Below are 15033 nucleotides of genomic sequence, written 5' to 3'. Positions count from 1 at the left end.
TATAAAAACAACAGAACTTTATATCTATCCCATATGACATCATCAGACATAGTAGCCATATTTGCAACAGCGATTTCAATATTTGCTCTCATTCTAACATTTTTAAGCTATCAGAGAGACAGGAACAAATCCAATCAAGATCTAATTTTTCAGGAAAAAATTGATGCCTATAAAGATTTAATTTTCCACGCCAACAATATATTTGAATCTTTTTTTGATCTTGTTCAAGAAGTTCAAGACCATCAAGGAACCAAAAAAGCTTGGGTTAAATATATTGAGAAAGAAAGCACAAATTACGATAGTCTTGTAACAGATTTTCAAGATACAATTTTTAAAGCTATTCCAATATTGCCAAATAAGATTTATATGGAATTACTAGAATTTGGGCATGAGTCTAGACATTTCGTTACTTCAGCTTTTAATGGAAATGCAAAATTAACAATTAAAGCTTACGATAATTTAGAATTAAGTCTGAGAAAAATTATCAATTTAGTAAGAAAGGACTTGAGAGTTGACAAGCTCAATGTTAGTTTATCAAACCGATTAAAGTAAAAAATGTTGTAGAAGCTTTTTATAAATATAAAAGTTTAAAAATATCGAATTTTTGCCTTTTTCTAAATCACTATTTCCTCTTAGTCTACTATTAAATTGATAATCAATCTGGTGGCAGCTTAACCAAAACTATCTACCATTACGTTTTGGCAAGTTTCTATAGAAAAAATTTCAATCCGTGTAACAAGAGAAAGATTCCTTAATAAGAAATCTTTCTCTTTTAGGTAAAATTAACGTACTACCTCCCAGCTTTCAATTGTCATTTTTTTTAGTATAATAACATCTGTCCTATTTTTTTTTCGTATCTGTCTTAACCTCTTCTTCTTTGACTTCTGCGGCTTTTACCTTCTCTTTTTTCTCAAACACAGGGATACTATAGGTAAGAGAAAGAAATGGCTTAATTTGAAATCTTTTTTTAAGATCAACAGTTGTATCAGAATTAGAAGTATAGATATTACCGTCTGGATCTTCAACATAACGATCACTAAGCTCTTCGATCTGCCCCATTGCAGCTCCATAAGTGATTGCCAGCCTGTTTGTTTTTCCAAAAAGTAGACTTCCTCCTAAAAAATAACGAAGCTTTGGTTTGTCACTTATTGTCATACCCGCCCCTAAACTCAAAGAGGGATTAATGTAAGGATTGAATTTGTAGTAGAAATGAAATAGCGCCGAGACACCATAATCTTTATTTCCCCAATCCTCCTTTACAATTTTCTTTCTCTTGATATATGCTGTCGGACTGGAGCCTGGAACCTGCGTACTATCGGCAAAAATGCGGTACTTTTCATCTACAAGAGAGGTACCGAACAATCCGGTTGTTACGTCTGCACGAAAACCGCCTAGTATATCAACAGTTATTGGCGCATTGGTAAGGCGCTTACCTGCATTCATATTTGGTTTTGGAGTAATATTAACCGTAAAAACATACTGGTCCACGTTCTTGATTTGTGGGATACTGTAACTGACCCTTCCCATCGCAGAGGTTTTGAATGAAATATATTTAGAAACCACATCTTTTAATTTCTTCTTTTCTTTGGTCGCCTCTTCATCTCCATCACTTGCGCCATAAAGGTTTTCTATTTTTTGCAACAGAAACGACTCAAGTGTAATAGTTCCTTGAGGAAATGTATACTCATTTATAAAATACTGCTGTATTTCATTATCTGCTTTCGAAACATCTGAGCAAGGATTATAGCAGTCACCTTCCCTCTGATATTCTGCCATTCTCTGTGTAAGTGCCTGGTCAAGAGATTCCATAATTTTGGAAAACTTTATCCTTTCTTGGTCCTCCTGTGTACCTTTATCAGCACCCGACATTTTAGGTATGCCAGGAGTGAATACCGATGTTAAGAATTCCGATGTCGATGAATGTATATTGACAGTCTCATCTGAAATGGTTACGTCATATTTGAAGGGATTAACATCTAGAATTTCAAGTTCTAACTCCTCTCCAACATGAGGAAGTGCCCACCATCTAGTACGCAAATACCCTTCACTATCCATTCCAGAAGGCTTGATGTTACTCCCAGCTTTTCTTGTGATTTTTGTTTCGTTGGTCCCAAAGTAGTAACTTACTGTATTTCCAACAGTTTTACATCCGGTACAAACGTCAGCCTGCGGGGTGTAAACACTTAGTGTAAGCGCATTAATTGTTACCGGTTTTGCTACCATGGACTGCTTACTGATCTGCTTAATATACTGATAAAAAGTAGTTTGATTCTTATTAGTTAATTGGTAAAAAACTACATCTTCTACACTCTGAAGTGGATTAGGAATTTTAAAAGTCAGCTTTATTCCTTCAGCACTGCTTGCATCAACAACTGCCGATCCGCCAATCTGCTTAAGTTTATACTGGTTTTTATCCAAAGGCTTATCCCCCTTTTTTCCAATAACTAACAAGACCTCAAGCTCTGTAGCATCTTGGTCACAATTTGCATATCCCTTTTCGTAGCCTTTAGGCGTTGATTTAATAAGATCCTGTTTTTGCGCCAGTTCTTTTTTGATTGGCGAAGTAATGGTATCTTGAGCGTTGATAAAATGGCTCATCGAAAAGATAAAAAGAAATAGTATAATTTTTTTCATAGTTATGTTGGTTTAAAATTCAAATTCTAAATCAAAATTTTTCATGATAGCATGTGCGGGAATTACATAGCCATAATAATTATCAGTAGCCACCAATATGCCTAATAGCTCATTGCTACGCGTTATCACTGCAGCACCTGAATCGCCAGACGTAGCATTGATTTCTATTTGGATAAGATCCTGCAGTTCATGCTTAAATCTTTTCGGCTCTTTTTCAAAATAGAGGATATCAGGGTGAGTCCTAACTGATACTACTCTCCCTTGGACAAGACCAGAAGTACGTCCACATAATTTTACTTTTAGAATATTGACATCACTGGTAGTTACCTGATATATTGAAGTTATAGACTTGAAACTAAATATGTCTTTTGATACCAATTTCTGTGTCGTTTCGAAAAAGCCGATATCCACATATCGATTAAAGCATCCTACAGCAACTCCGCCAATACCTTTTTGTGTGGGGTTATCCAATTGCGATGGAGAAACTACGTCATTCATTGTAGTTATGGTAATGTCATTAGGCGAAAAAATTTCCCGAACACCTTTCAGTAGTTCTTCTGGAAACAAAACATGATAGCAGCTCATACCACATACAAGCGCAGTTCCATTTACATTTAGTTTTACCCTGAGTCCAAGCGTGCCAGCATACCCTGAATTAATCCTGCCGATACTGCTACCCAAAGGGCGTGGTCTCACATTAGAACCTATAGGGCTTACCGTTGCAACAATATTGCCTGTCTCAACAACGTCGGTCGGAATCTTGTAGCCTGCATAAAAAATATAGTCAGGAATTGCTGTTCTGGCGTCTTGCCTAAGCTCAACCTTATTCACTACGTTAAATCTTATAGACAGTTCGTCTGTAATAATTCTTTCTGTCCCTACTAATTTATTGCCTATTGAAACTCCAGCGTAATTATCATAAGAAGCTTTCCAAGAAGCTTTATTCTCCTTTATAGCAGCATCAAGCAATTGGTACTTTTCGCTTTGGGTTAAACCGGCGTATGAAGAATCAGATGCACGGTTAATTTCATTTTTAGCATCTCGAACCGCCATAACTATGTCAAGTAAATCATGCCAAAATTTTGACCCAAGACTAATAAAAGCACCAGTCATAAAACATCCAATCACAAATCCCACATTGTCCCAAAAGTATTCCCGTTGACAAAACTGCTTTGTATGTCCTGTCCATCCTAGCTGACCTCCAGGATTGTCGAGATTTGACAGTAAATCAAAAAGTGATGCATGGCAAGCCAAAGCTGTTATAAAGCCGCATACTAGATTGATCTTCAATATACGATATATTCTTTTTTGTTCTCCTTGAGAACCTTTTGGATAACGTTTTGCAGTATTACCGACAAAATATCTCTTTCCAACTTTGCTATCGGAAATATAATATTTCAAGAATTCTGCTATCCTTTCACAGACCATGCTTAAAATAAAAAGGACTGTAATTATTGCAATAAGCTTTTCCACATTTTAAAAAATTTTACAAATTAAGAAATTATAAAAATTGAACTTTTTGTACTACATGAAAAATTAATAACACAGCAAGAACAAACCGTAATCCATTGTTAATCAGTAGTAAATGTAAAAATGTTAATTATATTAATCGCACGTATAAATACCTGTTTTTTTAGAAGAAAATTATTATATAAAATATCAATTTAATCAAATAACAGCATACTTTGTAACTTATCAGATTGCAGAATTTGTCATCTTAATCGCTTTGACTCGTTTCCAATCCAACCATCATTTCATCCCCTTGATTTTTATAATTAATAGCCTGTATGCTTTTGTCTTATTTCAGGAGCAAAGGTAATTCCTTGTTCTTAATGCCATAGCAAGGCCTGGCCTTTCAGATTTGATAAAAAATCTCCTCCGGGTTGTATTTTTTATCAAAACCTTGCTATGCCTAAACACTAACCTTTTTATGCTCATGAAACAAAACATAGCTCTTCAGCCACGTAAAGTTCGAAAAGTGACTTTTAAAAAGAAAAAGCCTTTAAATATAAGTCTTTAAAGGCTTTTTCTTTTGGAATGGTATCAAACCATCCTTGAAAAAATAGTTGCTTTTTTAGTTACCTAATCTATTTGGAGCTCTTTTTATAAATATGGGGCAACTGATTAAATACTAATTTATGATCCATTGCTTCTGAGTATTTTATCAATCTTGCCGCTGTCATACAGAAAAATATCCCCCAGCCTGGTATAGGGAAGGATTCCGGTCTGTCTGTATTTTATAATAGTGTTATTGGACAGCCCAAACATTTTTTTTAAAATCTTCATTTCTGTAGTATTCAGGTCCCAAAACTTTCCCTTGGCTAATTTTTGAATCAATTGTTTCCAGTCTTAAAAGCACAGGCTCTATTAATTGTTCTACTCTCATAACAAAAGAGAGCTTTCTTTCTTTTTTTGTCATCACTAAAAATTTAAATTTGACACTAAACTATTTTACCAGGTCTTACCAGCTCTCAATTCTTCTTTTCCTATCCTGCATTGTTCTTATAAGATCTTCTAAAAATGTAATTTGCTTTTCTTTATATGTGTAGCCCTTACATTCGGAAAACTGTCTACTGATTGACTTAATTCTCGACTGCCCGCCCTCATCTCCGGCATATGTAAAATTATTTTCGAGAAAAGACTGAAACTTACTTCTATTATTTTTTTCGTCTGTAGCATCAAAAAACAATATACCTTCATCCATCAAAATATAAAACAGCTGGGCAAAGTCAATTTTGTTATAACAGGATTTACATTTTTCATTTGAAGAAATGGACTGCATTTTTTTTTCCTGATCACTTACACTAATTAGATGTTCTACTAATCGGATCCTTTCATCAAAATTTAATATAACATTCAAGTACTTTATCAGCTTACCTCTTTTCATTGCCTTTAAAATTTAGTTATTATCCTCTTAATGAAAATATATCGCTGCGTTTGTTTTATTCCTTAACTATATAAATTAGATATTTCTACCTATCCAGCTTGCGTATGTATTTATAAGACAAATATAAAAATGCCCATGAAGTAATTCGGAATACATCCATTACTTGCTTTGTTTGTCTTTCAATGGCATAACGTTTGTGCCAATTTGTTTTTCAGGTAAATACCCGAAGGCAGCTTGTCTGTTGAAATAAAAAAATTAAAAATGATCCAGACTTATAAAAATACTGGTTTTATAAATTTTAGCAGCCTTTGTTTTATTGAACTCAAATTGTTCTTTGGTGATAAGGAAACTCATATTTAAGCTTACAATCTTCTTCTTTTAATCTTTCGTTTCATCCTACTGTCAAATAACTTTTCCTCGTAATCCTCTGCCTGTGCCTGCAGCAATAAAGCGCCTAATACGTCAAAACTGTTTTGTTCATAAGTATGGGGCATATTTTCTTTTATTAAAAAGTCAGGCGTGTTAGGCAATTGGCTTGTTTCTGTTTTCATCATAGCATCTTTTTGGGAAAAACTGCTTTTATGTATGGGATTTTCTGGTTTCTTATTATTATTATTCCACCAGTCGTTAAATGTATTTGCCGAGAGGTTTTTAGCCAGCTCTGATCCGTTCCATACACTGCGGGATTTGTGGTCTATAAAAGTGATGCCATAGATACGTCCTCCAGCATTTCGTCGTACAACAATACTGATCCTTTCCTCCATTAGCTTTTTTCTAAATTCGGATTCGTTTGATGCAGTACGTATTACTGATTGGATCTTCTCTTTAACTGATTCCTTAACGGGACTATCTTTTAGTTTTATCCTGTTATGGCTGCATAGGGATTGCAGTTGTAAATAACCTGCGCTTTTGCCAAACAGCGAAGCCTTAAAAGGACTGCTTGCTTTTTCTTCCTGCTTATTCAATGCAAAATATACCAGTCCTTGTTTTGGAATGCCATTATATTCGCCGATGACTTCCTGGGCAGTAATATTAAAAAGGGAAAGCACAGCATTATACGCCCCGAAAGTTTGGAACTGATAATATTTAGGCAGATAGCTCAGTATCGAAGCCATCTGGCTTTTTATATCTCCTGCCTTATAGTCAACTGGTTTGAATGCTGGGTTGTGCGCCTCTTGCTTTTTCTCTACTGCCGATATAAGACCGTATTGTTTTTCCAGTGTCCGGCAGGCAGCCATCGAGCGTCTTTTTTCAAATTTATCGGATATTTTCCTGCCGTCTGCATCCACGCACACCGATACGATATGGATATGAGTACGGTCTATATCGGTATGTTTAAAAACCACAAAAGGCTGATTTCCATAACCCATCTGCCTCATATAGTCTTGTGCCATATTCTCAAAATCAGTATCACTTACATTATCTTTCGGATCAGGATTTAAAGAGATATGAAGTATCGGCTTTTCTGTTTTTCTGTTAGCCAGTAAGTGTAATTCAAAAGAACGGGAGAGCTGTTCTAGGGAATAATTGCAATCAGGGGATTGGATTATCTTTTGGGTAAACAAAATCTGTGCACTTTCTTTTTCAAGTTTTTGATAATTATAGGCCAATGCTCCGTACAAACTGCTTCCTCTTCCTATTTTTGCTATCACTTTTTCAGGTGTTTCTCTTCAAATTCAGCTGTAAGCCGGATTATCTTTTGGCATAAAACACCTAACTCCATTGTTTCTTTGACCAATTTGTAGAGAGATACCGGAGCTTTCTTTTCGGAAAAATTGTGTTGCATAATTTTCACAACCTGATTATAATTAACCCCAACAGCCCGAAACTGACCAAATAAGGCAGTCAGGAGTATGTAATAATCCATTGCTCCTTTATCGATCTTAACTGTCTTAATCTCTTTTTGAAAAATACACGCCGTAATAAAATGCGCCATTACGTTCATGCCTGATGTTTCAAAAAGAGTCAGGAAGCGGGCATTTTCCTCAGCTGTAAGACTGATCGAATAGCGGTGGATGGCGGGATCTACTTTAGGATGCCTGCCTCCTTTGCGGGGATTGGCTGTACTTTTGTTTTCCATAAGTATTGTTGCTTATATTACTTAAAATAAAAACCAATATATTTTATTATCAGCAGTGCTGCTTGGATTTGGAAATCTTTGGAAGCATTTGGCCTGTTATGTCTCAAAAAAAAAGGACGGATATTTTCAAATGTAGCTTTATATTCTAATTAAAGGAACAGTAAAAAGAAAACCAAGGTAGGACGTGATGGATCAGCCTGACCAAAAGACTACGGCATAATGTTTTGCTCGCGTGCTCACAAAACACCCTTCGGGACTTATTCCGTTTCCTTTTGCTCTGTCTGCATCCCGCCCTTTTAAATTGCTTTCTTTTTCTTTTTTCCGTTTTTCTATTTTCTTTGGAAAAATATTTTTTTTCTTGGTACTTAGGCTCAATTGACTCTTCTACGTTTGCCTGAAATAAAATTGAAGAGTTTCTGGAAAAACCATAAAAGCATTTTTATGCTTTTAAAAACACCTATACAAATAAGTAAATGCTTGCTGGCTTGCATACCTTCATGCCAGCATTCTTGCATGCCAACATACTTGCCTGCTTACATACTTGCCTGCTTACATTCCTGCGTACTTGAATACTTAAACACCTGCATACCTGCTTACTTGCAGTCCAGCATACTTGCGCCCGTGCTTGTAATTAAGATCTATAAGTCAATTATTGCTTTAATATATCTTCCCACAATCTGCAGGCTTCACCGAAAAAAACTGTTATTGATCAGGCTTTGCTATAAGCCTGCACACTTTGCAGATTTCTGAAATAAATTAACCTACAGCCATTACAAAAAAAAGGGCATCAAGCCCTTTCAATTAAAATCATCAGTAATAATATTTTCGAGAGAAAATAGCAAGTTGTGTTTTGAGATGCTTGAAATGAATTCAGCATCTCAAAACAACTTGCCCTGCGGGGCTTAAAAACTCCTCCAAAGTCGGGTTTTATTACTTATGCTGGATAACTATTCGTCTTTCAATTTATAAACGTATCATTCATGTATATAAAATTTCAATATACTTTTCAGATTACAAATACTGTAAGCACTTGATGTTCAAAAGTTTTATTAAGAGACTCTAATATTAAAAAACAATTATTTTTTGTGATTAGTATTGAGATTTTATGGGTAGTTATTTTTACGTTTAGATATTTGGGAACGATGTAAAATAGATCGTTTTTTATAAATTTTGGATCGTTTTTCGTAATAATCAGCAGGAGTAATTAATCTAATTTTACACATATTAAAACTGATAAAGGGAGAGTTATAAAAAAGAAGACTTTACAGATTGTCGATCATAGTATGAATTTAATCCCTTATTGATAATTTGTATTCCCAAATCGGCAACACTTTAACCAATTAATTTACAGAATTTTACATTATGAATTTTTAATTACATCACAATGAAATTAAGCAGCCATCATAGAAATATTTTTATAGAAGTAATTTCTTTTCTATATGTTCTGCTGTTTGTGTATGCTGCAATAAGTAAATTGCTCGATTTTGAAAATTTTCAGGTTCAATTGGGACAGTCCCCATTGCTTAGTGCTTTTGCAGGTTTATTTGCCTGGATTGTACCGGCAACAGAATTGTTTATCGCATTTCTTCTGATTTCAAAAAAATGGAGATTAATAGGACTTTTTCTAGCTCTTTGTCTAATGGTTATGTTTACCGTTTATATTTATATTATTTTAAATTACAGCTCTTTTGTTCCATGTTCCTGTGGTGGCATACTTGAAGAAATGGGATGGAGAGAACATTTGATTTTCAATTCAGTTTTCATAATTTTGGCAGCAGCAGGTATTCTGATACTGGCCGGTATGGTATCCAAAGGGCATCTTATTTCAAAACCTGCTGTACTTGCCAGTGCCTTTTTAATAACTCCTCTATTTAGTATTGGGGTAGTTGTATTTCTTTTTATATTATCCGAAGACATAATTGAGCATCGAAATAATTTTGTGCGCCGCTTTTCCGGTAAAGCTGCTAAAATGAATGAAATTAATCTTCAGTTTAATTCCTATTATTTTGCGGGGACCATGAAAGATAAAATTTATCTGGGTAATTATACTGCGCCTCTAAAGATCACAGTATTTGATACTCTTCTACAAAAAAGAGATGAATTCAAAATTAATCCCACTCGAACTGATTTTCCATTCCAGTCTGTCCAGGTTCGTATTTTACCTCCCAATTTTTATCTTATAGATGGATCGGTTCCTGTTATATACAAAGGTTTGATAAAAGACTGGAAAGCATATGTAAAATGGAATGGCTACAATACTTTTTCTCATTATCAGCTCGTGGATTCAACTAACCTAGTATTTCGTTCAAACGCCAGTAGAAAAGGCGAAAGCATACTTGGTTCGTTGTATTTTGGAGACCAGCCAAGGCTGCATTTCAATGAAAAATTATTACAGAAACAAATAGATGGAATTTTTGATGTCGACGGAACACTTCATTATGATCATGAACTTCAGAGGCTGGTATATATTTACCTGTATCGGAATGAATTTATAGTAGCTGACTCTACTCTGAACCTCAGCTATCGAGGCAAGACAATAGATTCAGTAAATAAAGTGCAGATTAAAGTGGCTACTGTTACCAGCAGAGCAGAAAGAAAATTGGCGGCTCCTCCATTAATAGTCAATAAAGCAAGCGCCGTTTGTAAAAATTTATTATTTGTGAATTCAGCATTATTAGGTAAGTATGAACCTTCAGAAATGTGGAAAGAGGCTAGTATTATTGATATCTATGATCTTAATACTAATTCTTATAAAGGCAGTTTTTATATCTACCATATTAAAAATGAAAAGCTGAAGAGTTTCTTTGTTCATAATGATAATTTTTATGGTATTATCGGAAAGTACCTGGTTCATTACAAATTAAATAAAAGGTTAATCAACGTCTATCAAAATAAAAAATAGAAATTCTATCATGAAAATATACTGCAGTGTCAGGGAAAAGATCGAAAACCTGTAAAAGAGTAGATCGCTAACATTTAAATTATATATCATGAAATCAAAATTTGCAAAACAGGTGCTTCCTGTTGCCGTATTTGCCCTTGCGATAGCAGGTGCTTTTACCACCCATGCGATGAATGAGCGCTCTAAAAAAGCTGCGCCAATTCAAGGGTACGTTAAATTGAATGATCAAGGAAATTCTTGTGAACAAGCGGATGAATGTTCAACAACGAACAATGGAATTGTTTGTAGAGTCGATTTAGATCCAGCCGGTGCACAATTATTTGGATTGAATGCAGCTGGTGATTGTGTACGCACAATATATCGCCCTTAGTTCTCTTCCTTGTAGAAAAGGCAATGCAGTTCCCAGTGGAACTGCATTGTTTTTAAACGGGATTATTTTTTAGAACCAATCTGGTTTTTTACTCCCTTTTAAGTAATAGCCGAACCATTGTTCGATTCGTTCTGTAAGGTCTTTTTGGTACTTGCTGTTCATCAAGGTATGATCCTCTCCTGGATAAAGCAGCATTGTATTTATTTTGCCAAGACGCCGGAGAGCTAAATGAAATTCAATACTCTGATAATTATGTACCTGTGCATCCTGTTCGCCTGCCCACGATAACAGAGGTGTATTTACTTTGCCAGCATGATAAACAGGAGAGTTTTTAAGATATCGATCATAATCCTCATACAGAGATTTTCCTATCCTTAGCTGCCCAAACTCATAATGCCAAAAATTAGGTTTTTCACCTCCCCATGCGGCCCACAAATAGCTGCTGACAAAATCGGTGATAGCCGCCCCTGCAACTGCTGCTCTAAACAAATTGCTTTGGCTAATTATATAATCCACTTCAAATCCTCCGTAAGAATGTCCGATGATACCTACGCGGTCACTGTCAACAGATTCACTGCTAATTATTTTTTTTGCAGCAGAAATAACACAGTCGGCCGAAGACGGGCCTGGATCTCCAACTTCATAAACAATATCAGGCAAAAAGACAAAGTATCCCTTAGAAGTAAAATTGCTGATATTAAATCCTGTGGGATTGTTCTGTGACGGGTTTACATATTTGAACAATTCTTTGGATTGCTTTTCGTAGATATGAACAATCATAGGGTATTTTAAACCATTTTGAAAGCCAGCCGGATAGAATAAAACTCCATACAATTTGTCGCCTTTGGAATTCACATAGCTGATCATTTTGGAATGTCCCCACTGGTATTTGAAATGCTGCGTATTGCTTTGAAAGATTGTTTTTTCTTTGGAAATTGTACTCTCTTTCAGGATTAGTCTTGGCGGTGAGTCATAATTTTCTTCCTTGTAAATACAAGTGCTATTATTTGAAGCACTCAGGAACTGGCTTGTATACATTTTTTTATCCAACAAAGGCTGCAGACCATTTTTTTTATCCCAATAACAATAGCCTGTACTCTCAAGTGCTTCAGTTTTGATCAGCAGTCTGTCCCACAGTTTAAATACTCCTTTATAACTGCCGTCGTAGTTCATTTTTTTTGACTGCTCTTGAGATTGGGGAATTATTCTGCAGGTTGTTTTGTTTTTTCGCCCATCGGTCAGACGAACTGCCCCGCTTCCGTCTATACCAATGCTCCAGATATCATACTTGTCATATAAAAAAAGTTTCTTACTTTCCTTGATCCATCCCGGATTCCCGAAAGGAATTGCTTCTTCGGGCCAGTCGGTCTGTTCATCTGAAAAATACACTCCAAGATCTTTTGTAAGATTTTGATGAACCGCTCGCTCTATATCATAAACCCACCAGTTCCTGTCCTTGAAATAGATAAGCTTTTTTTCGTATATAGCAACAGTAGTGCCAGTTTGAGCACCTGATTGATTTTCTAATACTAATTTACGCTCACCGGTTTCTAGATTCATCATATAAATATCCAATGGAGCTTCACGATTTGCCTGTGGTTCATAGCTTTGCGGATTGTAGAGCAAAGCGTATTTTTGATCTGTGTTTAACATCATTTTCGGCAACTCATTATCTGTGATCTGATTAAAGCTGTTCTTCAGAGGCTGCCATACTGCTACTTTTGCTATTTTGTCCCAACCTTCAATCTGCACTTTGGCGGTGTATAGAAACTTATCCTGTGCGCTCCAAATTTGAGTTTGTGTTTGATCAACAGGAAGCAGAGTCTTCTGTAATCCAAAAAAAATTCTTTTGCCATCCTCAGAAATATTAAGACTGGCAGCAGAGGAAGAAACAACCTGCATATCTTTAGGAAAATTATCCTGCGTTTGCGGATTGAACGTGTATAATTTTCCTTCCTTTACAAAGTAATATCCGACAGAACTCAGTGATGGCTTTTCTTTATTCTTTAAAGGACTTTCCAGAAATGCTATAGAATTTCCATTCTTTTGCCAGACCAGATCAGAATAGGTAAAATCCTCAACTGCAATAGATATTGTTTTTGTGGTTTTATCATGCAGATTTAACAGGTTAAGGGCCATTTTACCATCTTTTATAGCGGTGTATGCAAGCAGATCAGCTTTTGAATTATACCAATATCGATCGAGATCATCAATAGTAACTGATCTGTCATTTTCTAAATTTTTCAGCTCTAACTGTTTTTTTCCAGTGTCTGCTTTTTTGAGAATAATTACACTTTTGGAATCCTTGCATACCTCATATCGGAGTACTCCTTGCAGAATTTCCTGTTTGGAGCTGTGGAGGTCAAGAATTCTTATTTCTTCTTTTGCACTCATCATTAAAAAAAAGCGCTCAGTGATGAATTCCCCTTTTTTCGCTCCCGCGAAATTATAGCTCTTTGTTCCTACACTATTTTTAACCAGCAAAGTATCTCTTCCACTTTCATAATTAAGATAAAAGCTGACCCATTTTCCATTTTGTGAAAATTTATCTATATTTAAATAACTCCACAAAGGATAATCTTTTGCCGTTAATTCTCTTTCAAAAGCGTTTTGGCTAAATCCATTAAATGAAATCAAAATTACAATCAGTATTAAAAAACAGTTTCTTGTATAATGCGCTAATGCAAAGAAATTATCTATGTCATTTTTTTTGTGATGAAATTTCATTTTAATAACCGGGGTTTTGTGGTTTTAGATTAGCATTGAGCAGGAGTTCTGATTCCGGCAATGGTAATAACCTATCGGTTGAATCCCAGCCTGCTTTTACAGATGAAAGGGATGGATCAAGAGCATGTGTTCTTTTTAAATCAAAAAAACGATGTCCCTGTTCTGTAAAAAACTCTACTTTTCTCTCATGCTGGATAGCAGTAAGGATTTCTTGTTTGCTCAGGGCTGTGGTTTCTAAAAGACCTGCTGTGGTTCTGATTTTGTCCAAATCTTCCTTTGCTCCGATAAGTTCACCCTGCTCGGCGCGCGCTTCAGAACGAATGAGGTATTGCTCAGCTAATCGAAAAATTATGGAATATTCCAAGGAACTTGCTGTCTTTGATTTCTGTTTGTATTTATTGGCGTGATACCATTTTTCACTGCCCTTAGTAACTGTTTTTATCCACAGCACTCTGCGCTGGTCTCCCGGCTCAAATGAATTTAGGAGCTGCGCGCTTAATGCAGTAAGTGACGGCGGTCCTGCGTTGAATATAAAGGTTTCCCCTTCCTGCGTGTTCTGCCCATTTACGCGTGGCATTAACTGCCAAATTGTTGTGGTGCTTTCTCTCAGAAAGACCGAATTTAAATCGGACTGCCAGGAGTAACTCTGTGTATTGTTTAGAAGATAGGATGCGGCATTAGCAGCTTCTGCCCACTGTTTATTGTAGAGATACACCCTTGCAAGTAATGCCATCGCTACAGATTTATTGGGACGTATACGGTCACTTGAAAAATAGTCATCGGGTAATAATGATACTGCCGATTCCAGATCTTTTATAATATAGAGATACAGCTCAGTAGAGGGCATCCTAGATGCTGTTTTATTTTTATCGTAATCGGTAGTGGTTATGTAAGGCACATCGCCATAGAGATTTAAAAGATAGAAATGAAGCAGCGATCTCACAAATAAAGCCTCTCCTGTCAATTGCTTTTTATCCTCCTGTGTTAATGCTTTGGAAGCGTTTACCCCTTCGATGACCGCATTGGCGGCATAAATCTGATTGTAGCTTGTGCCCCACCAATTCGAAATATCCACATTGGAAGCAAGGAGAGCATTATTGTAAAAATTGCGGGTTTTGCCAATGACACTTCCATAATATACTAGCTCGTCTGTGTAGTTGCCCATTTGATTGGACAGTCCAGACAAATTACCGCTTAGAATACCGGAATCTCTCATTTTTGCATATATATTTACCATAGCAGCATTGGCTGTGGACTTATCTTCAAAAACACCACTTGCGGTCAGTTGAGAATTTGGCAGGTCAACTTCAACAAAACTATCACAGCTATGCACAAGCAATACACCCAGCATAAGTAATACAATAAGATAGTTTCGGCTTACAGCTTCGATATTATGTTTAGCCATAAATCGAAAAATTAATTTCTTTTTCATA

The 15033-nt window shown here is 35.8% G+C and carries 11 protein-coding genes; 3 read left to right on the top strand and 8 right to left on the bottom strand.

Annotation, left to right across the window (positions count from 1 at the left end; all coding sequences use genetic code 11):
• The first annotated feature begins 33 nt into the window (after positions 1-33).
• Positions 34-552 (top strand): hypothetical protein, encoded by a 519-nt coding sequence (locus ACFS3A_RS00435; RefSeq protein WP_343590824.1) that lies wholly within the window; start codon positions 34-36, stop codon positions 550-552.
• Between the two features lie 288 nt (positions 553-840).
• Here the strand turns inward: ACFS3A_RS00435 and ACFS3A_RS00430 are convergent, their stop codons facing one another.
• The 6 genes from ACFS3A_RS00430 to mobA form a co-directional block, all read right to left on the bottom strand.
• Positions 841-2634, bottom strand: coding sequence for a hypothetical protein (locus tag ACFS3A_RS00430; protein WP_379823180.1), 1794 nt, complete (start codon positions 2632-2634; stop codon positions 841-843).
• Between the two features lie 12 nt (positions 2635-2646).
• A complete protein-coding gene (locus tag ACFS3A_RS00425; RefSeq protein WP_343590822.1) occupies positions 2647-4107 on the bottom strand; it encodes a hypothetical protein in 1461 nt (486 codons plus the stop codon).
• A 775-nt stretch (positions 4108-4882) separates the two neighbouring features.
• Positions 4883-5053 carry a hypothetical protein gene (locus ACFS3A_RS00420; RefSeq protein ID WP_343590821.1) on the bottom strand — a complete coding sequence of 57 codons (171 nt, stop codon included), beginning with the start codon at positions 5051-5053 and terminating at the stop codon, positions 4883-4885.
• 42 nt (positions 5054-5095) lie between these two features.
• The gene (locus ACFS3A_RS00415) at positions 5096-5521 is read right to left on the bottom strand and encodes a hypothetical protein (RefSeq protein WP_379823177.1); all 426 of its coding nucleotides are present in this window, start codon (positions 5519-5521) and stop codon (positions 5096-5098) included.
• A gap of 362 nt (positions 5522-5883) precedes the next feature.
• Positions 5884-7173 (bottom strand): conjugal transfer protein MobB, encoded by a 1290-nt coding sequence (mobB, locus tag ACFS3A_RS00410; RefSeq protein ID WP_379823175.1) that lies wholly within the window; start codon positions 7171-7173, stop codon positions 5884-5886.
• The gene (mobA, locus tag ACFS3A_RS00405) at positions 7170-7601 is read right to left on the bottom strand and encodes a conjugal transfer protein MobA (protein ID WP_343590818.1); all 432 of its coding nucleotides are present in this window, start codon (positions 7599-7601) and stop codon (positions 7170-7172) included. The genes mobB and mobA overlap by 4 nt, the downstream gene beginning before the upstream one ends.
• A gap of 1384 nt (positions 7602-8985) precedes the next feature.
• Between mobA and ACFS3A_RS00400 the strand changes: the two genes are divergently transcribed.
• Together ACFS3A_RS00400 and ACFS3A_RS00395 are read left to right on the top strand one after the other, a co-directional pair.
• A complete protein-coding gene (locus tag ACFS3A_RS00400; RefSeq protein ID WP_343590817.1) occupies positions 8986-10503 on the top strand; it encodes a DoxX family protein in 1518 nt (505 codons plus the stop codon).
• Positions 10504-10591: 88 nt separating this feature from the next.
• Complete coding sequence (locus tag ACFS3A_RS00395) at positions 10592-10873, top strand: DUF6520 family protein (RefSeq protein WP_131427308.1); 282 nt, start codon at positions 10592-10594, stop codon at positions 10871-10873.
• A gap of 69 nt (positions 10874-10942) precedes the next feature.
• On the opposite strand, the gene ACFS3A_RS00390 is transcribed toward ACFS3A_RS00395, so the two are convergent.
• Both ACFS3A_RS00390 and ACFS3A_RS00385 read right to left on the bottom strand, forming a co-directional pair.
• Positions 10943-13600, bottom strand: coding sequence for a S9 family peptidase (locus tag ACFS3A_RS00390; RefSeq protein WP_379823173.1), 2658 nt, complete (start codon positions 13598-13600; stop codon positions 10943-10945).
• A 1-nt stretch (position 13601) separates the two neighbouring features.
• A complete protein-coding gene (locus ACFS3A_RS00385; RefSeq protein ID WP_379823171.1) occupies positions 13602-15032 on the bottom strand; it encodes a RagB/SusD family nutrient uptake outer membrane protein in 1431 nt (476 codons plus the stop codon).
• Position 15033: the final 1 nt, after the last annotated feature.

It is taken from the genome of Flavobacterium notoginsengisoli, from assembly GCF_042686225.1.
Taxonomy (GTDB): Bacteria; Bacteroidota; Bacteroidia; order Flavobacteriales; family Flavobacteriaceae; genus Flavobacterium; species Flavobacterium notoginsengisoli.
Note: the sequence above shows the minus strand (reverse complement) of the source record. Positions and strands in the feature narration are given on the sequence as shown.

Bases quoted from the DNA above. Each gene is read 5' to 3' on its own strand.
- ACFS3A_RS00435 (WP_343590824.1), top strand. From the start codon at position 34: ATGACATCATCAGACATAGTAGCCATATTTGCAACAGCGATTTCAATA.
- ACFS3A_RS00430 (WP_379823180.1), bottom strand. From the start codon at position 2,634: ATGAAAAAAATTATACTATTTCTTTTTATCTTTTCGATGAGCCATTTT.
- ACFS3A_RS00420 (WP_343590821.1), bottom strand. From the start codon at position 5,053: ATGACAAAAAAAGAAAGAAAGCTCTCTTTTGTTATGAGAGTAGAACAA.
- ACFS3A_RS00415 (WP_379823177.1), bottom strand. From the start codon at position 5,521: ATGAAAAGAGGTAAGCTGATAAAGTACTTGAATGTTATATTAAATTTT.
- mobA (WP_343590818.1), bottom strand. From the start codon at position 7,601: ATGGAAAACAAAAGTACAGCCAATCCCCGCAAAGGAGGCAGGCATCCT.
- ACFS3A_RS00400 (WP_343590817.1), top strand. From the start codon at position 8,986: ATGAAATTAAGCAGCCATCATAGAAATATTTTTATAGAAGTAATTTCT.
- ACFS3A_RS00395 (WP_131427308.1), top strand. From the start codon at position 10,592: ATGAAATCAAAATTTGCAAAACAGGTGCTTCCTGTTGCCGTATTTGCC.
- ACFS3A_RS00390 (WP_379823173.1), bottom strand. From the start codon at position 13,600: ATGAAATTTCATCACAAAAAAAATGACATAGATAATTTCTTTGCATTA.
- ACFS3A_RS00385 (WP_379823171.1), bottom strand. From the start codon at position 15,032: ATGAAAAAGAAATTAATTTTTCGATTTATGGCTAAACATAATATCGAA.